Source organism: Acinetobacter sp. ANC_7504 (assembly GCF_056779995.1).
Genome location: NZ_JBWYIZ010000010.1, coordinates 25,004 through 48,275, shown reverse-complemented (window position 1 = coordinate 48,275; position 23,272 = coordinate 25,004). Strand labels below are relative to the sequence as shown.

Below are 23,272 nucleotides of genomic sequence, written 5' to 3'. Positions count from 1 at the left end.
GAGACTGCTGATTCTTTACACAAAGAATTTGCATAAATGGATATCGAATTTAATTATTCAATGAACGAAATTGAGTCGTTGGTTATAATATAGGTTCGACTCATTTATCTTTTGCTAAAAATAGATCTTATAATCGATTTACGCATTTTTTCTCATGCTAAGCTTGAGCAGTACTTCTTCGTTTCAAAATTTAACTACAGGTTTTTTTCAAAGATGACTTTAGATCAATCCAATATCGATCTTTCAACATTGACGCCAATGATGCAGCAATATATGACGGTGAAATTACAGCACCCGCATTCGTTAATGTTCTATCGTATGGGTGATTTCTACGAGTTATTTTTTGACGATGCGCATAAAGCCGCCAAAATTTTAGGGATTACGTTAACCCACCGTGGTAAAGCGAATGGACAACCGATACCAATGGCTGGAGTTCCGTATCATGCAGCAGAAGGATACTTAGCGCGTTTAGTTAAAAAAGGTGAAACCGTTGTTATTTGTGAACAACTTGGGGAAGTCACTGGTAAAGGACCTGTTGAACGTGGTGTAGTCAGAATTATTACACCGGGTACATTGACAGACGACGCATTGCTGAATGCCCATCAGAGTTCAAATTTAGTATCCATCTGTATTAAATCTGATGAAATTGGTATCGCCCTATTAGATCTCAGTGCAGGTATTTTTAAAGTCCAACAACAAAGTTTTCAAGCTGAACAACTTCCTCTGGAACTTGCGCGTCTTATGCCAAGTGAACTTTTGATTGATGAGGATTTCAAGCATCCAGAAGTGGTTGAACAGATTAAGCAAATTCTTGATTGTCCCGTTACAAAACGCCCAAACGTAGACTTCAATCTGAATAATGCGCAAAAAACTTTATGTGATCAATTCGCCGTAAGTACTTTATCTGGTTTTGGAATTGAGCATCTTGAGTTGGCGAAAGCAGCTGCGGCAGCTTTAATTCATTATGCCAAAGATACCCAAAAGACGGCATTGCCACATATTCGTTCAATTCGACTTGAACAAAGCTCCGACTTTATTGCACTTGATCCTGTGACGCGACGAAATCTAGAGATTATTGATCCTTTGTTTGAGCATGGCACTTCATTATTTGATTTAACCAACCAATGCCAAACGGCTATGGGTAGCCGACTGCTTAGTCGAACGTTAATGCAACCGATTCGTGATACTGCGTTGTTGGATCAGCGTCTAGATGCGATACAAACCATATTATCTGGCTATCATGAAGCTCCAATTCGTCTGGTATTAAAAGAAATCAGTGATATCGAACGCGTACTCAGCCGTGTGGCATTAGGAAGTGCGCGACCACGTGATTTAGTGCAACTACGTCAAGCATGTGCTCAGATCCCGTATTTACGCCATGCATTAGCACCAATGACCTCAACACCGCAATCCGCTTTAATCAATCAACTGAATGAGGAATTGGGTGACTTTAATGGTTTACATCATCGCCTCATGTCAGCCATTGTGGAAAACCCACCTGTTCTACTCAGAGATGGTAATGTCATTGCAAATGGTTTTGATCATGAATTGGATGAACTTCGTCAAATACGCGATCATGCAGGACAATTTTTAATTGATTTAGAAATCAAAGAAAGAGAAACAACAGGTATAAACACACTAAAAATCGGTTATAACCGAGTGAGTGGCTACTATATTGAATTAACCAGAGCGCAAGCAGAACAAGCTCCTGCCCATTATATTCGTCGTCAAACATTAAAAAATGCTGAACGTTATATCACCCCTGAATTGAAGTCTTTCGAAGATAAAGTGCTTTCAAGCGAATCACGTGCATTGGCTCGTGAAAAACTTTTGTTTGAAATGTTATTGGATGAATTACGTCAAGATATCGCCAATCTTCAAATGATGGCGAGCGCTATTGCTCAACTGGATGTTCTTACAAACTTCGCACATCTATCAAGATTATATAATTGGAATCGTCCGGAATTTAGCCCTGAAATTGGAATACACATTCAAGCAGGACGCCATCCCGTTGTTGAATCACTGATTAAAACGCCTTACACCCCAAATGATACTTATCTAGATGTGCAGCATCGTATGTCGATTATCACAGGCCCAAATATGGGTGGTAAATCCACATTCATGCGTCAGACGGCGTTAATTACGCTCTTAGCATATTGCGGTAGTTTCGTTCCAGCGAAATCTGCCAAATTGGGACCTATTGATCGGATCTTTACGCGTATCGGTTCAGCAGACGATCTTTCTTCTGGCAAATCTACATTTATGGTGGAAATGACGGAAACTTCTCAAATTTTACATCATGCCACTCAACAATCTTTGGTATTGATGGACGAAGTAGGTCGTGGCACAAGCACTTATGATGGTTTGTCATTAGCTTGGGCTTGTGTTCTTGATTTGACGCATCGCATTAAATGTTTATGTCTTTTTGCAACGCACTATTTTGAATTAACAGAATTAGGCATGGATCCGTGTATTGATAATTATCATGTCACTGCGCAAGAAGTGAATGGTCATCTCATCTTATTGCATAAGGTTCAAAAAGGTCCTGCAAGTCAAAGTCATGGTTTACAGGTCGCTAAACTAGCAGGTATTCCTCAAAACGTGATTAAAGAGGCTCAAGCTAAACTTAAAAAACTAGAGAAACTCCAATTGCAAACCCAACCTGTGCAAAAAGATTTGTTCTCTCAAGATTTATTTTCAAATAGTAACCCTGTAGAAAAAATTATTGAAGTTGAAAAAGTGGTTGAAATTCATCAACCTTCTCAAGTTGAACAACTTCTTTCAGAAATTATTGTAGATGACTTAAGTCCAAGACAGGCTTTAGACCAACTCTACCAACTCAAACAATTACTCCAAAAATCTTAGTTCAAGCATACTCAAGCAATAAGCCAGTGAACTGCTGGCTTTTTTTTATCATGATTTTTGAAATCAGAGGCAGAATGCCTGAGAATTTGCAAATTAGTACGATCTCATCATAAATATTACTGATTTAGTAGCATCCCCTATATTAAATATCAAGAAAAGGAATTGTTAGTTTCGTTCAATTTGCCTAAAATACAGCATTCGTTATTAGAACCATATTTTTTAGGTAGCTGACGCCATGACCTTTGTTGTCACTGAAAATTGTATTAAATGTAAGTATCAAGACTGCGTAGAAGTTTGCCCAGTTGACTGTTTCTATGAAGGTCCAAACTTTCTAGTCATTAATCCAGATGAGTGTATTGACTGCGCGTTATGTGAGCCTGAATGCCCTGCTAATGCCATTTTCTCGGAAGATGAACTGCCTGAAGGTCAAGAAGTCTTTATCGAACTCAATGCTGAACTTGCTGAAAAATGGCCAAACATCACCCAGATTGGTGATCAACCAGCAGACCGTGAAGAATGGAATGGCAAACCAAACAAATTGCAATATTTAGAAAAATAATCCAATGAGAGATCAGCTTCGGCTGATCTTTTTTATACCCAATTGGTACATTTATTTGCAATTTATACGCATTCTTGATAATCAATTAGCATAAAATAGAAACTTATTTGCTTTAGTAAAATTTATTTATAATGAAATTAATTTTGAAGGGCTTGTGCTCAATCAGTGCAATATCGTTGATATTGATTGGATGTACGTCCTCCCCTCAAAAAGGACGAACAATCGTCACCAATGATGGTCAACGCATATATATTCCACAAGAAAAAATAACCTATGAACGTCCAGCGCGACCAAAAGTCATGCCGAATTCTTATCGTGTTTGGCTGATGCAAGGAAATAACCAAGCTGAAGCACGAGAATATGAACAATACTTAGAACGTAATAATGTTGGCAATATTATCCCAAGTTTTGAACTCTTTAAATCAGCACGTGCTTGGCAGAAATGTGGTAAATCTGAATATATGGTTCCAAACCGTGAGCTATGGTCGAATCAGTTACCGACATTGAAAGTATTTAAATATCTCGTTGCAGCAAGGATTCTAACTGATTTTGAGGTTACATCTGTATATCGTGACCTTCCATTAAATCAATGTGCTGGTGGTGCAGGTTCGTCTCGACACTTGTATAACTCAGCCATTGATTTCAGAATTGGTCCTGAATTTCCTCAGGCTGAAGATTATGCCTTCATCGAAAATTCTAAATTTAAATTATGCCAATTTTGGCAAAATTATGGTCAAAGCTTAAATATGGGCTTAGGTTTGTATGCGACTGGTCAAATACATATTGATACTCAAGGTTACCGTACTTGGGGACCTGATCTGACTCGAAATACATCTTTATGCCATTATTAATTTTAGAAGATCAGATTAAATTAAGAGGTCTTTGACCTCTTTTTTTTGACTGATTTTTCAGCATCAAAGCATCAGAAATTTGCACATTCACTCGAAACGATTACAATGCACTGAACTCCCTAAAGGTACTCAGTTATGCAACAACAATGGTCAGATATTGATGCTTATATTGAATCTCATCTGATGCCAGAAGATCCAATTTTAACTCAGACTCTACAAAATACAGCTGATAAGGGTTTTCCTGACCATCTAGCAGTTGCTGCTAACCAAGGCATGTTATTACAAATGTTGATTCAAATGAATCAGTGTAAGCGTGTGTTAGAGCTTGGAACCTTTGCGGCTTATAGCACCCTGTGGCTAGCAAGAGCCCTTCCTGACGATGGATATATTCTCACGATCGAAGGTCGTGATACACATGCAGCACTCGGTCAAGAAAATATCGACAATGCGAAATTAAAGCAAACGGTTGAATTAAAAGTCGGTCGTGCTGCGGATATTCTCAAATCTTTACCTGAAAATTTTGAGCCATTTGACTTTATATTTATCGATGCTGATAAACAAAGTTACCCAGAGTATTTAGAACTATCACTTAAATTTTCACGCTCAGGTACCATTATTTTTTTAGATAATGTGATTCGCGCTGGTGATATTCTGGATGAAAAAAATGTCAAACCAAGCATCGAAGGTATTCGTGAAATGTACCGCCTCATGCAGAATCATCCTCGACTACTGTCGAGTACAGCCTTACAAACGGTCGGCAGTAAAGGACATGATGGTTTTGCACTGGCGATTGTCAAATAAATCTTAATACTAGTCATTAGTATCACTTAAAGGAGTATTCATCAATTTGAATACTCCTTTTTTTTGCACTAAAGCCCTGAAAAAGTTATCCCCGATTCCTGTTTGTATTCCTGTGGATAAAAATAAAATATTATGGCAAATAACTGATTTTCATGTATTTTAATTAAAAGATTATAAAATAATCAAACCAGATAAGCCTACTATTCTAAAAATTTATCCACCTTCATTCAGTAAAGTTGAACCAATATTTATCAAGTAAAATTAATCAAAATTGATTGATCATTTAGCAACCAACAATGGAACGACTGAATTTCTAAATATATTGGTCGTAATACTGCCCAAGAAAAATTGTTTTACTTTACTGCGACTATAAGCGCCTAGCACAATTAATTGAATTTGATGTTGTTGCTGATAATGTAAAATATTCTCAGCGACATCTCCAAAACGGTATTCAACAACCACATCCAATCCAGCTTCACGTAAATACTGAGCTGGGATATCAAGAATTTCGGGATGATCACCCACATAAAGCAAATGACACTGAAGTGTTCTTAATAAATCACTTTTAGCAACACGATGCATCATTTCTTTACAAGTCTGAGAATCTTCATAGGCGAAAATAAAACGTGTTGGTGGCTTAAAGGTTTCACCAACAGTTAAAACCGTACAACGAGCACCACGAATAAAATTTTCTACATTACTCCCTAAGCTTTTGTGTTTTTCCGCGGAGCGCTCACCTACTCGACCAATAATCGCAATATCATTTTCATTTAAAACATTGAAACTCTGTTCGAGGAAATCGCCTTTTTCTTGAATTTTTATCGGCGTAATACCATATTTTTCTTCAATCACTTCTGAAATATGTGAAAGAAGATTATTACTATAATCTAAAGCTAATTCACTTTGTTTTTGTTCTAATTCCGCGAGTTCTTTTAAGAGCATCGCATTACTTTCAAATCCAATCACACCACTAATTTCACCCAGATGATAACTTGCAGGATAGTAATCTAAAACCTGTAAAAGGACTAACTCACGTTTAGTTCGATCCGCAATCCAGGCTGCTGCTTCAGCTAAGGCATGAATACATGGGGATGAATCAATACACGCAATTACACGGTTCATGATTGCCTCACTTTGACATGATGTCTGATTGTTCTTTTCTTTAAACTATCATAGCTTTCGGGCAAATGAACATGGTTTATGTAATTTAATTCGATCTTTCGCGTTACGAATTATTCACGCATTCGTATAAATTGAGCTGGATTCCCTGCAACAACTTCTCTTGCCTGAATATCCTTAGTAACCATACTATTCATACCTACAATCACCTGTTCATGTATGGTCACGCCATCTTTAATGCCCACATGCGCCCCTAACCAAACATCACGATGAATCTCAATGCCTTTTGAGCGTACTGCTTGCTGGAAAATAGGTTGATCTAAACTCATGCCATGGTCAAATGCATAAAGATGACAATAAGCTGCGATCCGTACTTGGTCATGAATCTTAATCCCAACGCGTCCACCATCTAAAATACAATGATGATTAACGGCGACTTCAGACCCAATTTCTAAAGGACCATGCAAGGTACAATCCGCGGCAATAAAAGTATTATCTCCAATAATGATCTTCCGACCACGCTCAGCAAAAATATGGGCTAAAGGGGAAATGAAACAATTTTCTCCAATTTCAACAGTCTCCATATCCATTAAATAGGCTTGATAATCTTTTTGCCAAGCTTCAGCCCATTCACGATGCTTTGCCTTGAGTGACCAATATAACCAAGGCATGTAATTCAAACGATGTTTATGTTGTTCTCGGTACTTGAGTAAAGGATCATGTTCCGTCACGTTCGACATCCTCTATATTCAATTGTTCACGTCCACGAGTCACATCTTGGATTTTCAGTTTAAACGGCTCAATTTCATGAATTTGCATACGTGCAGTAATCAATACTCCAGAGTCAACATATTCTTCAATATATTCAATTTTTTGTTGATTTAGCTCGTATTGAAAAATCGACCACTCATTAAATTGGCATTTAAAATTTACAGTTTTCTTTTCGATGAGTTCAATTTTTTCGACCTGTAATAAGCATTGCCCTGCTACACCTCCGTATGCTCGTACCAAGCCTCCAGTTCCGAGTTTGATACCACCATACCAGCGGTTTACCAATACAACAATATTAGTGAGCTCATTCCCTTCAATCGTTGCAAGTATGGGTCTTCCAGCTGTTCCTGAAGGTTCTCCATCATCATTAAAACGGACTTGATGCCCAATTTTCCATGCCCAGCATTGATGGGTCGTCGAGGCATCAAAATACTGGTTTAAAAACTCTTTTACATCCTGTTCATTTTCCACAGGTGCGGTGATCGCCTGAAAACGGCTTTTCTTAATATCTTCTTCATAGATATAAGTCTGAGCAAGAGTAAATGGCATGGTAAATTACAAAGGTTGAACTCAAATACATTATGCGTGATTCAATCATATTAAAAAACCCAATCAAAACATCATTGATTGGGTTTTAAACAGACTGAAAAAATAGAGATTATCGTTCGCGTAACGCTTCTTTCGCCTTATTGAATGGTTTCAACAGGTATTCAAGAATCGTTTTTTGACCTGTCTTAATATCAACCGTTGATACCATACCCGGCGTGATTGGGAAAGCTTGCCCAGCTTTGTTATAAAGCTTGTCTGAATCAGTACGAATATACACACGATAATAGAATTGATCTTGTTTAACTTCATCACGTAGCGTATCAGGAGAAATGACTGTTACCTCTCCTTTCAAGCCACCGTAGATTGAATAATCGTAAGCAGTGATTTTAACTAAAGCTTCCTGTCCAGGATGAATAAATGCAATATCACGCGGTGAAATTCGCGCCTCAATTAAAAGTTGTTCATCTAAAGGGACAATGGTCATCAACTTACCATTCTGAGGAATAACACCACCCAAAGTCATCACATCAATTTCTTTTACCACACCGCGGACTGGTGCTTTAAAGATTGTACGATTCAGACTATCAGATTTACCTTTGATCACTTGTTGTTGAGTTTCGACATCAGTGCTCGCCTTAGATAACTCTTCGCGTGCCTGCACATAGTACTGGTTACGAATATCGTTAATTTGGTTGGTCAATTCATTTGCTTGACGTTTTAAACGTAAAACTTCAACTTCACTCGCAGCACCTTTGGCAACAAGCGGTTCTGTCATTCTCAATTCTTGCTGAACTAACGTAAGTGCTTGCGTTAAGCCAGCAATAGATTCTTCCATATTGGCACGTCTAGAATGATAAAGCTGAGTTTCTTCAGCAACCAATTTTGGAATTTTTTGAACTGATTCTGGAAATACCAGTGGACCACCATTCACTTCCGCACGTAAACGCGCAGCTGTTGCTTGCGATGACAGTAGTAACGATTCTGATTCACCCACATTTGAAGCAAATCGTGTCGGATCAAGTTGAGCAAGGGTTTGCCCTTTTTCAACAATATCACCTTCTTTAACTTCAAGTTTGGTTAGAATCCCGCCCTCTAAAGATTGAATCACTTGTTCCTTAGAAGTTGGAACCACTTTACCTGTACCATTAGAAACTTCTTCAAGTTTGAAAATAGCTGCCCAAATAATGAGTGCAAGCAAACCCAGACCAATAATCCAAATCGTAATACTGACCTTCGGTAATGGTGGCTCTAACTGAGACACTTTTAATGAACGTTGTCGTTTTAATTCTTCGCTCATGATTTAGCCCCTGAATTTGCTTGTTGCTGGCCAGAATTATTTAAAATTTGATCACGTGGGCCATCCATAACGATACGACCATCATTCACCACGATAATTCGATCCACTAACTCTAAAACTGCACGGCGGTGGGTTGCCACAACCAATGTGCGATGTCCAAGCCAGTTCTTCATATGATCAATTAATTGTTTTTCAGATACATCATCAATCGCAGCTGTAGGCTCATCTAACAACAGAATATTCGGCTGACAAATGAGTAGTCTTGACAATAAAAGTGCCTGACGTTGTCCACCTGAGAAGCCTACACCACCTTCTAAAATAATATGATCTAGTCCTTCTTTCTTTTCTTGAATGAAGTTGAGTGCACCTGTTACAGCAAGTGCTTTTAATAAATCATCATCTGTAGCTAATGGTGCACCTAACGTTAAGTTTTCTCTGACTGTACCAAAGAATAGGTGCGCATTTTGATTCAACAAACCTACGTCACGACGAACGTCCGATGGGTCCAACAAGGTAATATCAATATTATCTAATTGAACTTTACCTTGAACTACGGTTTGCATACCAGAAAGTAATTGAAGAATGGTCGATTTACCTGCACCGTTACGCCCAAGAATCGCAATTTTTTCACCTGGTTTAATTTCAAGTTTAGGAATCACAACACTTGGTTTAGGATCTTCTTCGCCGTATTTAAAGACCACACCATTTAATTCATAATGACCATTGAGTACTGATCGCTGAATCAATTGTGAACGCTCAGGATGGTCAACCTGTTTACTCATTAATTCATCAAGACTTTCTTTCGCCGTTTTGGCTTGCTGATAACGACCAAGAACACCAGTTACCTGTGCAATTGGCGCTAACATACGTGAAGATAGAATCGAACATGCCACTAACGCACCAGTGGTCATTTCTCCATCCATTACCGCAAAACAACCCACCAATACTACAATTGCAAAGGTCAACCCCTGTAATTTTTGAGTCCAGAGATTCAATACGCCTACTATTTTACGTTGTTTCATGCTGATAGAAGCTGAAACATCATTCATGTGATTCCACTGATTTTGAAAACGAGACTCTGCACGTAACAGTTTAATATCTTCAATACCTTGAACGGCTTCAACAAGAATCGCATTTCGTATTGATGACTCACGCATACCCTCTTTAGCCAATTGCGCTAATTTTTTTTGCGCCAAAAGCCCTGGAATAATCATCAGCGGTACAACCACCAAAATTACCCAGAAAAGATTGCCACCAATAAGCCAAAAAATACCAAGAAACAGGAAGAAGAATGGTAAATCAGCAAAGGCGGTAATTGTTGTAGATGTTACAAGCTCACGCACACCTTCTAATTCACGAATTTGTGAAATAAACGTTCCCGTGGATTTAGATCGTTCACTATTTTTAATACGTAAAGCATGACCAAAGACCCGATCCGAGACTCTTAAATCCGCACGCTTACCAATCATATCTGAAAGAATTAATCGTGAGTATTTCAATGCGAATTCAAAGATTGCAGCAAGTAATACACCACCTGCCAGCACCCACAAGGTTGGAATAGATTGTGCTGGAATAACACGGTCATACACATTCATCGAGAATACGATTGTCGCGAGTGCTAATACGTTTGCAAGCAATGATGCAAACATAATATCGATATAGCGTTTCCAATCGCGTAATACAATTTCCCAAAACCAATTTTTTTCGTACGGTTTAATGTATTCGTCAATACGCGCATCAGGTACTGAGGTTTCTGGTCTTAAAATATAGACTGAGTCGATGACATCTAATAATGTATCTACTGAAAATGTCTGTGCTAACCCTTCATCACCGCTCAGTTGAACACTTGCGTTACCTTGTGCATCTGCACGATCAATGACGCCAACTTGCCCATCTTTAAATCCGACCAATACCGGTAAACGCCACGGATTTAAAATATCAGGGCTAAAATCCACTTTACGGACATGTAAACCTACTTGGCGTGTCATAATTGCCAAGATGTCGTCGACTGACTGGTTCTGATTCCAATTTAGTTCTAAGCGAATACGTTCAGCAGAGGTTTCAATTCGATAATGACGTGCAACCGTCAGGACACCTTGTAACCATGGTTGATAATTTATTCTTGTATTCATGGTTTCAATTCTACCCCTTGAATGGTCAAATTATTAAGTTGATATACATCGCGGCTCTTACCAGAAGCGGCAATATATTGAACTAAGTTTTCATAAATATCATAACGTGCCGTTTCAATATCTGAATTTGAACGGTGAATCGCTTGCTCAGCATTTAAAAGATCAACAGCTGTACGAGTGCCAAGTTTATATTGTTCTTGATATAACTCTTTCGTTCTGACTGATGTCGCTTGCTGATCAATTAATACTTTCATTTGTCGCTGTTTATTTTCAACTTGTTCTTGAGCACGACGAATTTCATCAATTGTTTCTAAATAAACTGCATTTACTTTTGCTTTAGCAGCTTCTTCTGCAAACGATGCCGCACGACTGCGTGAACTAATTGCACCACCTTGGAAGAAAGTACTATTTGCTTCAAGCATAATAGAACTATCTGTTCCATCGTCTTGATTGTTATTCGGATTACGTCCGTTGACTGCTTGACTCAATGTACCTTTAACATTTAACGTAGGATAACGACTCAATTGAGTTTGTTTTTTTTCCAATTCTGCAACATCAACTTCTGCTTTGGCAGCCATCATTTTCGGAATTTCGTTAAACTTTGGCTCTGAATAAATATCTGAAGCCTTAATTAAACTCTCAGGTATCTCCCAGTTATATTTTGATATATCTGTTCCCATCAAAGTTCTAAGACGTTGTTTAAATACATTGAGCTGTGTTTCTTGCAGAATTAAATTTGATTGTGCAGATTCATAATATGATTGCGCTTGAATTGGATCGGCCTGACTGCTGATACCTGCCTCTGCACGTAAATTAGCAATTTCTCGGATTCGTGATATACCAGCAATTTGCTCACGTGCAATACGTGTAATTTCTTCATATCGCTTAATATTCACGATGGCAGAAGCCACTTCAAGAGCAATTTGGTCAATTGTGACAAGAACTTGAGCTTGGCTAAACTGCAACTTGGCTTCTTCTGTACTCACTAGTGATTTTTGTTTACCAAAGTCAAAAAGTAGTTGTGTCGCATTGACATTAAATAATTGACGCCCTCTTTCTCCTGAAGTCATATCTCCAGTTGAAACACCTGCACTCAACTGTGGGTAATAACCGGCTTTAGCAACATCAATAAATGCATTTTGTGATGCGAGTGAAGAAACACTTTGTGTCACTTCAGGATGTCTAGCTACTGCAATCTTAATCGCATCGTATAAGCTTAACGTTTGTTTATCAGCCGTACCATTCACAAGTGGCATCAAAGATACTGGAGCACTAGGCGAAGCTTGTGTCGTGATCACAGGCAATTGTTCGACCTGTTTAGGATCAAAGCTAAAATCACTCAGTTCATTTAACTTAACTTGTCTAAAGTCATCATCAGCTTTAGGTTTAAAAAACTGATCCATATTTGATTTTAATGCAGTTAAACTGAATTTTTTCTTTGCTTGAGGTTCAGCATTCACCGTATTGTATTTTTGTTCAGAGACGACTTGATCAGCTTTAGGCTTAATATTTACAACTGGCTTAATCGACTGCGATTGTTCAGATATTTTCGCTTTCTGCTCTATTGGTTTTGAATAAACAATTGTAGGTTTATTTACAGCCAAAGCACTAGTCGGTTGCTGAACGATCAAGTTTGGACGCTCAATTACATTCTGTGTTTCTAACTTATTATGAGAACCTGATTTAAAAGGCCAAAAAGCTTTGGCTTTAGATACAAGACTTTGACGATGTTCAACTTTCGCTACAGTTGAAGGTGGAGCTTGTAGCAAGTTGTTTTGGCTGTTAATTTGTTGATCATTAACAATCTTCGGTTTTGGTGTACTAGACACTTTCAATGAAGATTCACTCACCGATTTTTGTAAAGTCGGTGTCAAAACTTTTGTATTTGAAACATTGCCAGTAGCTTGGTGATGACCCTCATCCAACTTAGTTTTATCTTTGCCTATATTCCCAATAAATGTAAAGAGTTTACTTTTTGGTTTTTCTGTTTGGTCTTCTGTAACCGATGTTTCATTTTCTAGTAATTTTGCGTGTTGTGCGTCAATTAAAGATTCTGTTAGTTGATTTTGGATCTTTGGTTTAAGCGGTTTTAAAACCTGACGAGTGTCTTTAGTAGCGGGTTGTACAGTAGATGAAATAGTAGGTTTTAAAACATTTGGCGCTGAAGCCTCTTCAATATCCTGCTTTACCTTTGGCAGCAATACTTTTGGTTCAGATGCCGCTTTTTCACGCTTAACAAATGCAAAGAAAGATTTCTTTTGAGTCTTATCCTTCGACTCATTCTGAGACTGCGAATTAGATAAAGGTATCGTGTTAACTTGAGCAATTTCATTTTCGACTATGTCGTCTAAATCAGGAACTTGTTCAATAACTTTAGGAACAAGAACCTGTTCTTTCACTTGCTCTTTCGAGATTTTGGATTTCGATTGGAATAATTTAAAACGTGGCTTTTCAAGCTGTTCAGGTATATCTTCAACAGTCTTTTTTTCCAAACTAAAATTGATTTTGGGTTTTTGTAATTCTGCTGATAGTGCACGTTGGGTATCGTCAATTGCTAGAGGAGCGATTGCATCTTCAGCATGTACTTGTGTCGCACATAAACTGATCGCAAACAGCGTGATATACCCCATATCCTTCTGACTTAATTGATGTTTAGCCACTTGTAATCTCTATTAAAAAGTGTGAACTACGTCACATAAAATCAATCGTATTCTACAATGATTTTTATATTATTTCTGCGTCAATTGTAAACTTACGATTTGTTTGAGTTAATTTACAGTCTAAATATCTATAAAACAACATTATTTTATAGATATCACATTATTTTTTTAAACTGTGAAATCATCACCTAAATAAACTTTACGGACAGTTTCATCCATAAGTACTTGATCTGGGGTCCCTTCTGCAATGACGGATCCTTCACTAACTATATAAGCATGCTCACAAATCGCGAGCGTTTCGCGAACGTTATGATCTGTAATAAGCACACCTATTCCTCGTTCTTTTAAATTGCGAATGATATCTTTGATATCACCTACAGAAATTGGATCTACCCCAGCAAAAGGCTCATCAAGGAGCATAAACTTAGGATCGGCGGCTAATGCTCGAGCGATTTCAGCACGGCGACGTTCCCCCCCTGACACACTCATCCCCAAAGAATCTTTGATATGTGTAATTTTAAAGTCTTCTAATAACTCTTGAAGTCTCTCTTTACGTTGTTGCTTATTAAGATCCTTCCGCGTTTCAAGAATCGCCATAATATTATCTGAAATACTCAATTTACGAAAAATTGAAGCTTCTTGTGGCAAATAACCAATTCCATGACGAGCACGCTCATGCATTGCAAGGTCCGAAAGATCAAGATTATCTAAGTGAATTTCACCTTTATCCATTCGAACCAGTCCGACTACCATGTAAAAGCTTGTCGTTTTTCCCGCCCCGTTCGGTCCAAGCAAACCAACAATTTGACCACTCTGCATGCTAAATGAAACATCTTTCACCACCCAGCGTTTACTATAAACTTTGGCAAGATGTTTAATTTTTAATGTTTGGATTGGTGATTCATTGACGCTCATTAATCACGTACTCCAGAGAATGATTTTGAGGCAGAAGGAGGAATTATAATTTGTACGCGACCTTTTGAACTACCCGTTTCACTACTGCCACCGCCTACAACTTCGATATCACCCTTATTCATACTGTAACGCAAAGTGTTCCCACGAATACTTGCGCCATCTTGATACAAATATGCATTACCCGACAAAGTAATAATGCCTGTATCTGCGTTATATACAATTTTAGAGGCTTCACCACGTGCAATGCCACGTTTAGACTCTAATTGCTGTTGGAACTTTGCAGGAGAACCTGACGCATTTACTGAGCTAATTTGGCGATTGGCATTGAGATTAGCAACTATAGAGGCTGCATTTAACTTAAAAGTACCTTGTTCAACAGAAACATTCCCCACATAGGTCGTTATACCTGTTTTGTCATTATAGGTCGCACGATCAGCTAAAAGCATGATGGGTTGATTACGATCACTGGGCAATGCAAATGCCATAACAGAAATAGAACTGAGTGCCACCATTGCTATTGCTTTAAGCATTTTCGAACATGATAAATAAGAAGGTTTAGTTTGGTGCATACTTTCCTCGAATATTTTTAAAATCGTACTGACCTTCATTCAAATCTGCTTCTAAGCCTTGGCTGACAAAATCTGCATTTGGTGTTTGTACAGTAACTTGCTCAGATGTTTCAAGCTTTCTTGTTTTTGGATATCCTGTAAGCGCATCGGTTCGAAAAACCATTTTGCCCATTTCTCCTTGCTTGGTTGCAACAACATCTCCAGATAACACAATCTTCTCATTGTCATTGAAACCATGTGCTTGTTTAGCATAAAACGTAGCGTCTTCTACATTATCAGTAAACATGCTGGCATTTAAATTCTGCAAGCTTGATGTTTTCTGTTTCATATCTTGGTTCAGTTCATCCACTGTAGCCTTAACATAAAGCATGCCTTTTTCATCAGTTTGCAAAAGATTAATATTCTTTGCCGAATATGTCATCGATTGAGCGGATGAACCCTCTAATTTTTTCCCTTTACCACTGTAATAATAATAGCCGCCACTTATAGCAGCGACGATAACAGCAGTAATGTATAAAACTTTAGTATCCATAAATCATCAACTATATTCAGCGTTCATATCAACTGCGTATTAATGCGTTACAGCCAAATATTTTTCAAGAAGGTCATGGTAAACCCCTTTTGACAACAATAACATGTCACAAATTTCACGCACAGCGCCACGACCACCATAAGCTTGGGTTACAAGGTCTGCACGACGACGAACCTCAAGATGACCATTTGGCACTGTTACTTTCATTCCCGCAATCGCAAAAGCAGATAAATCTGGCCAATCATCACCCATATACAAGCAATCTTCTGGTTTTAAACCTAGTTGCGTACAAGCTTGCTGTAAGGCAGTCCCTTTGTCTTCACGCCCCTGATAAACTAAGTCTACACCTAGATCACTCATACGCTTTGTCACAATATTGCTTTGGCGACCGGTAATAATGACAACTTTAATTCCAGCTTGCTGAACAAGTTTCATCCCAAGTCCATCACGAATATCAAATGACTTAATTTCATCACCTGAGTTCGTCAACGTTACAAAACCATCACTTAGAATACCATCTACATCCAAAACCAATGCTTCGATATGTCGTGCTTGTTCTAACAATACATAAGATGCCATGAATTAATTTACCCCAGCTTGAATTAAATCGTGCATGCTAATTACACCAATCACTTGTTTGGCATCGTTGACTACTACAAATTGATTGATTTTTTTAGCATTCATTTGCTCTAGCGCTTCAACCGCTCTTGCTTCTTGTGAAATGGTTAGAGGATTTTCAATCATAACCTTTGATACAGCAAGATTAACATCAAAACCTTGTTGCTTATCAATGAGACGTCGCAAGTCACCATCCGTAAATATACCTAACAGAACATCATTTTCATCCACAATTGTGGTTAATCCGAGACGTTTGTTTGATATTTCGTATAAAACTTTATTCATTGGTGTATCAGGTGAAACTTTTGGTAGAGAGTCACCCACGTGCATCAGATGTTTAACATGCAACAGTAATCGCTTACCGAGTGCACCAGCTGGATGCGACATGGCAAAATCATTTGCAGTAAATCCACGCGCTTCAAGTAAAGCAACAGCCAAAGCATCACCTAAAGCTAAAGTCGCTGTCGTGCTTGAAGTTGGTGCCAAACCTAATGGGCATGCCTCTTGAATATGACCAAGTGTAAGCGCAACATCAGCGTTCTGTGGCATTGGTCCACGGTCATCACCTGAAATTGTTATCAATGGCACACCCAAATGTTTGATGAGTGGCATTAACATCATGATTTCATCACTTTTACCAGAGTTCGAAATCGCGATCAGCACATCTCCACGCACTAACATCCCGAGATCACCATGACCAGCTTCACCTGGATGCATAAAGAAAGACGGAGTTCCTGTTGATGCAAATGTTGCAGCCATTTTTCGACCGATATGACCAGATTTCCCCATACCAGTGACCACTAAACGACCTTGACACTGTAGGATAATTTGACATGCTTGGGAAAAACGATCATCAATCTGACTGGATAGTACCGATAAAGCTTGACGCTCAATCTCTAAGGTTTCTTTTGCAACCTTTTGAAAATCAATTAAATATGTAGTATTTTCAGAATTCAAATCTGGGCACCTTGAGGCTGGATTCAGCCACAATTTCAATCATTAAATTATTCTTCATATATTAACATAAGCATGCAAGTATCTTTTTCTTAAATGTATAAATTTCATTTGCATAGATTTTTTACGCATAAAACTTTGTGAAAGATAAGCCTTAGGTTAAGATGAACCACCATTTTTTTAGCTTTTTGAAGACCTATGCAACCATTTGTTCTATATAACTCAGAGCAACGAAAAAAAGTTGAGTTTGTACCACGCAAAGAAGGACATATTGATATGTATGTCTGTGGGATGACAGTTTACGACTACTGTCATATCGGTCATGCTCGGGTTATGGTTGCATTTGACTATATTATTCGTTTTCTTCGTAGCCAAGGTTGGAAAGTTAAATATATTCGCAATATTACTGACATTGATGACAAAATCATTGCACGTGCAAATGAAAATGGTGAAAGCATTACAGCACTCACTGATCGCTTTATTCAGGCAATGAATGAAGATGCTGCCAATTTAGGATGCTTGGCACCTGATGAAGCACCTCGTGCGACAGAGTACATCGATCAAATGCAAAATATGATTGGTACTTTGGTCAATAATGGCACTGCATATCCTGCGTCAAACGGTGATGTGTACTTCGAAGTTGAAAAATTTAAAAAATACGGGCGTCTATCTGGTCGTAAACTCGAAGACATGCAAGCAGGTGCTTCCGAACGAGTCGATGTTGAAGTTGAAAAGAAACATCCTTTCGATTTTGTGCTATGGAAGCATGCAAAAGAAAATGAACCTTCTTGGAAATCTCCTTGGGGGAATGGTCGTCCAGGTTGGCATATCGAATGTTCAGCAATGTCTACATGTTGCCTTGGTAATCATTTTGATATTCATGGTGGTGGGTCTGACTTAACCTTCCCCCATCACGAAAATGAAATCGCACAAAGTGAAGCTGCAACTGGCGAACAATATGTAAACTATTGGATGCACGTAGGCTTTATCAATGTCGATGGTGAAAAAATGTCTAAATCTTTAGGCAATTTTTTCACGATTCGCGATGTCATGGAAAAATTCCATCCTGAAGTTATTCGTTACTTTATCGTTTCATCACACTATCGTAGCCCTGTGAATTTTTCTGATACTGCGCTTAAAGAAGCTAAAAACACATTAAGTCGTTTTTATCATTCATTTAAAGCATATCAACAGATATATGGTGCCGAAATTAATTCGCAATACGATGAAGCACTCGTTGAAAAGTTTAATGCAGCAATGCGGGATGATTTCAACACATCAGAAGCGATTGCCGTACTTTTTGAAATCAATAAAGAATTAAATCGTGCCGTAAAAGACGAACTTGCTGAACAGGCGGCCATATATTATGCCACCTTGCGTTATCTGACCAATATCTTAGGTCTTGTTCAACATAATGTTGATGAATTCCTAAAATCAGATATTGGTCAAGAAAGCTTATCTTTGAGTAATGATGAAATTGAAGATCTCATTCAACAACGCAAAGATGCCAAGAAAGAGAAAAACTTTGCACGTGCAGATGAGATTCGCCAAAATCTTCTTGATCAAGGCATTGTACTTGAAGATACGCGTCAAGGAACTTTATGGCGACGTGCTGATTAATTCATCAATTAAATTTTGGAAGTGTTGACAGGGTGTGCAAAATCACTATAATTCACACCATATTGCGGGAATAGCTCAGTTGGTAGAGCACAACCTTGCCAAGGTTGGGGTCGCGAGTTCGAGTCTCGTTTCCCGCTCCAAAATTTTAAAAGCTTCAGTCGAAAAATTGAGGCTTTTTTTATTGACTTAGATTCTCAAATAAAGTCGACCTAGATTAAATTATTCGAAAGAGAAAAGAGAAGCTAGCCGACCAAAGTCAAAGTTGCTCCACACCCAATCACTCTCGAACTTGAACAGGTTTTCATCTTAAATTCACGCTTTTTTTGATAATATTAATTACTTTAATGCTCTTTTTTAGGCTAAAAGCATGAGATTAAATGCTGACTTCTCTCAACCTGTAATAATTACTCCAGAGGATTATCAATGGATTCAATCCCCAAGAGGCGAAGTTAAACGAATGATGTTTGATCGTGTTGGCTTAGAACAAGCAAGAGCAACCAGCCTAGTTGAGTTCCCTTCAAATTCTCAGTTCCCAGAGCATCAACACCCCTTCGGTGAAGAAGTTCTAGTGTTAAACGGGACTTTTACTGAAGATGATCATCAGCACTATCCATCTGGATGGTATATGCGAAATCCTCACCTTTCTAAACATATTGTCTCGAGCTTAGATGGATGTCTGATCTTGGTGAAACTCATGCAAATGTCTGAAGAAGAAAAATTAGCTACCCGAATTGATACTCGTGACGAGCGAAACTGGACCTATTTTAACAACAGAAAGATTTGCCAACTATTTCAATCTGAGTATGAAGACACCTTTCTCGAAAAACTCGAAAGCCAACAGGTTTTAGAATCAACACATCATAACGGTATTGAAATTTTCATTATCAAAGGTAAATTGGTGATGAATGAACGAAATTATTCAGCCGGTTCGTGGATGAGGTTTCCGATTCAACATCGTATTGAAATCAAAGCAGGTGGTTCTGGCGCTTTGATTTATGTAAAAAAAGATCATTTAAAAAATATATAAACCCAAAAAAACCCAATACATTATTGGGTTTTTAAGCTAGTGCTTTGATTAAGACTCATCATATGCGCTTTTTTTCCAGACACCCATATCAATAAGCTTCTGAATTTGCTTATCAATCACTTCCGCTTTATATTCGTCGTGATGTCCCTGTTTTTGCTGCAAATACAAATTTTTAGGATATATATTATTTTTATAAATTAATTGTGCGCATTCTGCACGTATATCTTTCATCCAATTGGTCACCTGAGCGTGTGTACGATGATAACGAAGTGCCTCTATATCAACTACACCAGTGACATAGGTAGATCCATTGGTATCATGCTGTTTACCCACTATTTTACCTTTATGGTCCACAATCATAGAAAGACCACCACCACAATCGATCGGTGCTAATGTATTTTCATCAAGATACATCCCCCCAATATTAGGTGCTACTACGTACATATTATTTTCTAAAGCACGAGCACGATTGGAGATTTCAAATACATCATTTTCAGTAAATGAAGCTGGTAAAGATGCACGATAGACGACTTCAGCACCATTCATCGCTAGGCCTCGACCATTTTCTGGAAAATTACCTTCCATTGCCATCATGATGCCCAATCGACCAATTTCCGTATCAACTACTGGCCAAAATGATTGAAGCTCTTCACCATATTTTTTTACCCACTCATCATACAAATCATGAGGTGATGCTGAACGCTCGCATGGCAATAAAGCAGACATTTTGTGGTGTTTTAAAATAATTTCGCCTTGAGGATTTATAATAAATCCGACATTAAACATAATGCCTGGCCAATCCTCATTTTTAGCTTTGGCTTGCGCCATGATAAAAACATTATGTTTTTTAGCTAACTCACCTAAACGATCTGTTTCAGGGCCTGGTATATCGATCGCACCATCATCCAAGAATTCTTGAATATCAACATCTAGTGCTTCATCGTTGAAGCCCTGTAATGCCCCCTCTGGGAGAACCAACAGTCTTACTGGAATATCTAAAGAACTCAACCATAATGCACCGGATGTAAGTTCCTCTAAATGAGAGATATTTTTCATAATATCTGCTCTACAACTTGTGCCCCATATTGTTGGAACTAATCCTACTACACCATAAGGTTTGATCATTTTATTTTCCTCTAAATCCATTCAGTTTTTTTAATGCACTTAAAAATTATCAGTGTGCTGATAATTATGCAAGTTCAAAAACCAAATAATTTAGAAAATTATTCTTCATTAATTTTTTTCATCCAATTCCTGACGATTCTTATTTCACTTTCACTAAAACCATCGACTAGAGAATCTTCTAAACGATCAATAGCATCACCACAATCTTCCATAAGTTTTTTCCCTAAATCTGATATCTCAATTAATTGAATTTTCTTATTCGTAGAATGAGAAGTTTTATAGAGAATATTTTGTTTTTCTAATTTTGAGATCATCAAATTTACTGTTTGCGGTGTTAATGAAGCAAAACGTGCTATTTCCGCATTTGTGAAACCTGGGTAAGTCAAAATAATTTTCAAAATTGTGAACTGTGGTGGAGTGATTGAATATTCAGCAAGTACACGCTCCATTTTTAAACGATATACATGGGATGTCTTTCTTAATAAAAATCCAAGGTAACCCGATTCATTATCAAATATTTCAGGTGAATTCGTATTTTTTTTAAACATACCTATTGCCCTTTTATAAAATCATAAATATTATCAGTATGCTGATAAAAAAGTATTTGAGTTTAATTTTGCATTATATATGACTAATGTTGCTTAAATTTGAATACCTAGTCACAGTTTAGCTAAAAAAATAATGGAATAAAAATCAAACCCTTAAGGATATAGGATACGAAAATGCAGAATACTCTAAATGCTGAAGAACCCGCTTCGGTCAAAAAAAATACGAGATACGCTTGGTACGTAGTCACACTATGTATGTTGGCTTATATATTTTCTTATATTGATCGACAAATTTTAGTCTTGATGATTGAACCGATCAAAGCAGATTTAAATTTAACTGATACTCAGTTTAGTCTATTGCACGGTTTAGCTTTTTCCCTATTTTACGCATTTATGGGATTGCCTATCGCTTATTTAGCAGACCGATTTTCCCGACCAAAAATTATTGCAATTGGCATTATTTTTTGGAGCTTAGCAACAGCGGCTTGTGGTCTAAGTAAAAACTTCATTCAACTTTTTCTTTCAAGAATGGGGATTGGCATTGGTGAAGCAGCATTATCACCCGCAGCATATTCCATGTTTAGTGATATGTTCAGTAAAGACAAATTAGGTAAAGCCGTTGGTATTTACTCCATTGGTTCTTTTATCGGTGGAGGGATGGCTTTTCTCGTTGGCGGCTATGTGATCAGCTTATTAAAAGATGCAACGTTTATTGATGTTCCTTTACTCGGCATGATGAAGGCTTGGCAAGTTGCCTTTATTCTCGTTGGATTGCCAGGCATTTTTATTGGTCTTTTATTTATTTTAACAGTAAGAGATCCGCAACGAACAGGACAAAAACTCGATACATCAGGTAATGTCGTAAAAGTTAAATTTACGGATTCGTTTAAATTCTTAAAAAAGCACAGTAAGACATTTACTTGTCACTACATGGGCTTCACATTCTATGCAATGGCATTGTTTTGTGTCATGAGCTGGTCACCTGCATTTTATATGCGTAACTTTGGTCTAAGTCCTGTTGAAACAGGTTATATGTTAGGAACGATTCTACTTATCGCAAACACATCTGGTGTTTTCTTTGCAGGCTGGTTAACTGACTATCTGACAAGTAAAGGTCGACGTGATGCTGCAATGTATGCTGGTTATTTAGGTGGTTTAGGAATTATCTTACCGATTATTAGCTATACATTAGTAGACTCACTGTGGTTATCTGTTGCTATTTTTACAGTGGCTATGTTCTTTGCATCTTTCCCAATGCCAACCTCAACAGCAGCTATGCAAATTTTAGCTCCAAATCAATTACGAGCTCAAATTTCTGCAATTTTCTTGTTAATCAGTAGCTTAATTGGTTTAGGTATTGGAACAACTTTAGTCGCATTAATTACCGATAAAGTATTCGGGGATACCAACATGGTGGGTTATTCAATTTCAATCGTAGGTGGATTCTCAGCGTTATTGACTATTATTTTACTCAAAACAGGATGTAAACATTTTGTGAAAAGTCTAGATGTAGAAAAAGATGAAATGGTCAGATAAGAAGTGATTTGTGCAAAATTACATAAAGCATTTTCTAAAATCTAAGCTCATATTTAGTTTATTTTAGAAAAAGAACTCGAACATCTGTTCGAGTTCTTTTTTCTCAACTGAGAATCAATAATGATTAAACTAATCAAAGGTAGAAAAAAATAATCAAAGTCTACTTGTTGCAAGCCAAAGCCGCATTATGATGAATACCCATGTCCGATGCCCGATTAAATAAA

The 23,272-nt window shown here is 37.7% G+C and carries 20 protein-coding genes and 1 tRNA gene; 8 read left to right on the top strand and 13 right to left on the bottom strand.

Annotated elements, in window-relative coordinates; all coding sequences use genetic code 11:
• Positions 1-213: 213 nt before the first annotated feature.
• From mutS to AC1M9F_RS11020, 4 genes are all read left to right on the top strand, one after another.
• A complete protein-coding gene (mutS, locus tag AC1M9F_RS11035; RefSeq protein WP_481597794.1) occupies positions 214-2,865 on the top strand; it encodes a DNA mismatch repair protein MutS in 2,652 nt (883 codons plus the stop codon).
• Between the two features lie 235 nt (positions 2,866-3,100).
• Entirely contained in the window at positions 3,101-3,424 is a 324-nt protein-coding gene (gene fdxA / locus AC1M9F_RS11030) for a ferredoxin FdxA (RefSeq protein ID WP_035266386.1), read from the top strand.
• A gap of 131 nt (positions 3,425-3,555) precedes the next feature.
• Positions 3,556-4,275, top strand: coding sequence for a peptidase M15 (locus tag AC1M9F_RS11025; protein ID WP_481587667.1), 720 nt, complete (start codon positions 3,556-3,558; stop codon positions 4,273-4,275).
• A gap of 135 nt (positions 4,276-4,410) precedes the next feature.
• Positions 4,411-5,076: an O-methyltransferase gene (locus tag AC1M9F_RS11020; RefSeq protein ID WP_481597793.1), complete on the top strand. Its 666-nt coding sequence runs from the start codon at positions 4,411-4,413 to the stop codon at positions 5,074-5,076.
• A gap of 279 nt (positions 5,077-5,355) precedes the next feature.
• Here AC1M9F_RS11020 and AC1M9F_RS11015 read toward each other — a convergent pair whose 3' ends face one another.
• From AC1M9F_RS11015 to AC1M9F_RS10965, 11 genes are all read right to left on the bottom strand, one after another.
• Entirely contained in the window at positions 5,356-6,198 is an 843-nt protein-coding gene (locus AC1M9F_RS11015) for a universal stress protein (RefSeq protein ID WP_481597792.1), read from the bottom strand.
• 110 nt (positions 6,199-6,308) lie between these two features.
• Complete coding sequence (locus tag AC1M9F_RS11010; protein WP_481597822.1) at positions 6,309-6,926, bottom strand: DapH/DapD/GlmU-related protein; 618 nt, start codon at positions 6,924-6,926, stop codon at positions 6,309-6,311.
• Positions 6,913-7,515: an IMPACT family protein gene (locus AC1M9F_RS11005; RefSeq protein ID WP_481597791.1), complete on the bottom strand. Its 603-nt coding sequence runs from the start codon at positions 7,513-7,515 to the stop codon at positions 6,913-6,915. Before AC1M9F_RS11005 ends, AC1M9F_RS11010 begins: the two co-directional genes overlap by 14 nt.
• 109 nt (positions 7,516-7,624) lie before the next feature.
• Complete coding sequence (locus AC1M9F_RS11000) at positions 7,625-8,812, bottom strand: HlyD family type I secretion periplasmic adaptor subunit (protein ID WP_481597790.1); 1,188 nt, start codon at positions 8,810-8,812, stop codon at positions 7,625-7,627.
• A complete protein-coding gene (locus AC1M9F_RS10995; protein ID WP_481597789.1) occupies positions 8,809-10,944 on the bottom strand; it encodes a type I secretion system permease/ATPase in 2,136 nt (711 codons plus the stop codon). Before AC1M9F_RS10995 ends, AC1M9F_RS11000 begins: the two co-directional genes overlap by 4 nt.
• The gene (locus AC1M9F_RS10990) at positions 10,941-12,347 is read right to left on the bottom strand and encodes a TolC family outer membrane protein (protein ID WP_481587693.1); all 1,407 of its coding nucleotides are present in this window, start codon (positions 12,345-12,347) and stop codon (positions 10,941-10,943) included. Before AC1M9F_RS10990 ends, AC1M9F_RS10995 begins: the two co-directional genes overlap by 4 nt.
• Positions 12,348-13,772: 1,425 nt before the next feature.
• Complete coding sequence (gene lptB / locus AC1M9F_RS10985; protein ID WP_481592089.1) at positions 13,773-14,519, bottom strand: LPS export ABC transporter ATP-binding protein; 747 nt, start codon at positions 14,517-14,519, stop codon at positions 13,773-13,775.
• Positions 14,519-15,088, bottom strand: coding sequence for a lipopolysaccharide transport periplasmic protein LptA (gene lptA, locus AC1M9F_RS10980; protein ID WP_481597788.1), 570 nt, complete (start codon positions 15,086-15,088; stop codon positions 14,519-14,521). Before lptA ends, lptB begins: the two co-directional genes overlap by 1 nt.
• Positions 15,075-15,620 carry an LPS export ABC transporter periplasmic protein LptC gene (gene lptC, locus AC1M9F_RS10975; protein WP_481593664.1) on the bottom strand — a complete coding sequence of 182 codons (546 nt, stop codon included), beginning with the start codon at positions 15,618-15,620 and terminating at the stop codon, positions 15,075-15,077. Before lptC ends, lptA begins: the two co-directional genes overlap by 14 nt.
• 39 nt (positions 15,621-15,659) lie before the next feature.
• Positions 15,660-16,199: a KdsC family phosphatase gene (locus AC1M9F_RS10970; RefSeq protein ID WP_481597787.1), complete on the bottom strand. Its 540-nt coding sequence runs from the start codon at positions 16,197-16,199 to the stop codon at positions 15,660-15,662.
• Positions 16,200-16,202: 3 nt separating this feature from the next.
• Positions 16,203-17,168: a KpsF/GutQ family sugar-phosphate isomerase gene (locus AC1M9F_RS10965; protein ID WP_481596412.1), complete on the bottom strand. Its 966-nt coding sequence runs from the start codon at positions 17,166-17,168 to the stop codon at positions 16,203-16,205.
• A 222-nt stretch (positions 17,169-17,390) separates the two neighbouring features.
• Between AC1M9F_RS10965 and cysS the strand changes: the two genes are divergently transcribed.
• The 3 genes from cysS (at position 17,391) to AC1M9F_RS10950 (ending at position 19,839) form a co-directional block, all read left to right on the top strand.
• Positions 17,391-18,812: a cysteine--tRNA ligase gene (gene cysS, locus AC1M9F_RS10960; RefSeq protein ID WP_092767713.1), complete on the top strand. Its 1,422-nt coding sequence runs from the start codon at positions 17,391-17,393 to the stop codon at positions 18,810-18,812.
• 64 nt (positions 18,813-18,876) lie between these two features.
• A tRNA-Gly gene (locus tag AC1M9F_RS10955) sits at positions 18,877-18,952 on the top strand.
• 227 nt (positions 18,953-19,179) lie between these two features.
• Positions 19,180-19,839: a cupin domain-containing protein gene (locus AC1M9F_RS10950; protein WP_092767711.1), complete on the top strand. Its 660-nt coding sequence runs from the start codon at positions 19,180-19,182 to the stop codon at positions 19,837-19,839.
• A 48-nt stretch (positions 19,840-19,887) separates the two neighbouring features.
• Here the strand turns inward: AC1M9F_RS10950 and AC1M9F_RS10945 are convergent, their stop codons facing one another.
• On the bottom strand, positions 19,888-20,964 hold the full coding sequence (locus tag AC1M9F_RS10945) for a nitrilase-related carbon-nitrogen hydrolase (protein ID WP_180028226.1): 1,077 nt from the start codon (positions 20,962-20,964) through the stop codon (positions 19,888-19,890).
• 98 nt (positions 20,965-21,062) lie between these two features.
• Entirely contained in the window at positions 21,063-21,512 is a 450-nt protein-coding gene (locus tag AC1M9F_RS10940) for a MarR family winged helix-turn-helix transcriptional regulator (protein ID WP_092767707.1), read from the bottom strand.
• Positions 21,513-21,686: 174 nt separating this feature from the next.
• On the opposite strand from AC1M9F_RS10940, the gene AC1M9F_RS10935 reads away from it, so the two are divergent.
• Positions 21,687-23,048, top strand: a complete 1,362-nt coding sequence (locus AC1M9F_RS10935; protein WP_481597786.1) for a spinster family MFS transporter — start codon at positions 21,687-21,689, stop codon at positions 23,046-23,048.
• The last annotated feature ends 224 nt before the right edge of the window (positions 23,049-23,272 follow it).

Excerpts from the sequence above, each read along its gene's own strand:
- mutS (WP_481597794.1), top strand. The coding sequence starts at position 214 with ATGACTTTAGATCAATCCAATATCGATCTTTCAACATTGACGCCAATG.
- fdxA (WP_035266386.1), top strand. The coding sequence starts at position 3,101 with ATGACCTTTGTTGTCACTGAAAATTGTATTAAATGTAAGTATCAAGAC.
- AC1M9F_RS11025 (WP_481587667.1), top strand. The coding sequence starts at position 3,556 with ATGAAATTAATTTTGAAGGGCTTGTGCTCAATCAGTGCAATATCGTTG.
- AC1M9F_RS11020 (WP_481597793.1), top strand. The coding sequence starts at position 4,411 with ATGCAACAACAATGGTCAGATATTGATGCTTATATTGAATCTCATCTG.
- AC1M9F_RS11015 (WP_481597792.1), bottom strand. The coding sequence starts at position 6,198 with ATGAACCGTGTAATTGCGTGTATTGATTCATCCCCATGTATTCATGCC.
- AC1M9F_RS11005 (WP_481597791.1), bottom strand. The coding sequence starts at position 7,515 with ATGCCATTTACTCTTGCTCAGACTTATATCTATGAAGAAGATATTAAG.
- AC1M9F_RS11000 (WP_481597790.1), bottom strand. The coding sequence starts at position 8,812 with ATGAGCGAAGAATTAAAACGACAACGTTCATTAAAAGTGTCTCAGTTA.
- AC1M9F_RS10995 (WP_481597789.1), bottom strand. The coding sequence starts at position 10,944 with ATGAATACAAGAATAAATTATCAACCATGGTTACAAGGTGTCCTGACG.
- AC1M9F_RS10990 (WP_481587693.1), bottom strand. The coding sequence starts at position 12,347 with ATGGATCAGTTTTTTAAACCTAAAGCTGATGATGACTTTAGACAAGTT.
- lptB (WP_481592089.1), bottom strand. The coding sequence starts at position 14,519 with ATGAGCGTCAATGAATCACCAATCCAAACATTAAAAATTAAACATCTT.
- lptA (WP_481597788.1), bottom strand. The coding sequence starts at position 15,088 with ATGCACCAAACTAAACCTTCTTATTTATCATGTTCGAAAATGCTTAAA.
- lptC (WP_481593664.1), bottom strand. The coding sequence starts at position 15,620 with ATGGATACTAAAGTTTTATACATTACTGCTGTTATCGTCGCTGCTATA.
- AC1M9F_RS10970 (WP_481597787.1), bottom strand. The coding sequence starts at position 16,199 with ATGGCATCTTATGTATTGTTAGAACAAGCACGACATATCGAAGCATTG.
- cysS (WP_092767713.1), top strand. The coding sequence starts at position 17,391 with ATGCAACCATTTGTTCTATATAACTCAGAGCAACGAAAAAAAGTTGAG.
- AC1M9F_RS10950 (WP_092767711.1), top strand. The coding sequence starts at position 19,180 with ATGAGATTAAATGCTGACTTCTCTCAACCTGTAATAATTACTCCAGAG.
- AC1M9F_RS10945 (WP_180028226.1), bottom strand. The coding sequence starts at position 20,964 with ATGATCAAACCTTATGGTGTAGTAGGATTAGTTCCAACAATATGGGGC.
- AC1M9F_RS10940 (WP_092767707.1), bottom strand. The coding sequence starts at position 21,512 with ATGTTTAAAAAAAATACGAATTCACCTGAAATATTTGATAATGAATCG.
- AC1M9F_RS10935 (WP_481597786.1), top strand. The coding sequence starts at position 21,687 with ATGCAGAATACTCTAAATGCTGAAGAACCCGCTTCGGTCAAAAAAAAT.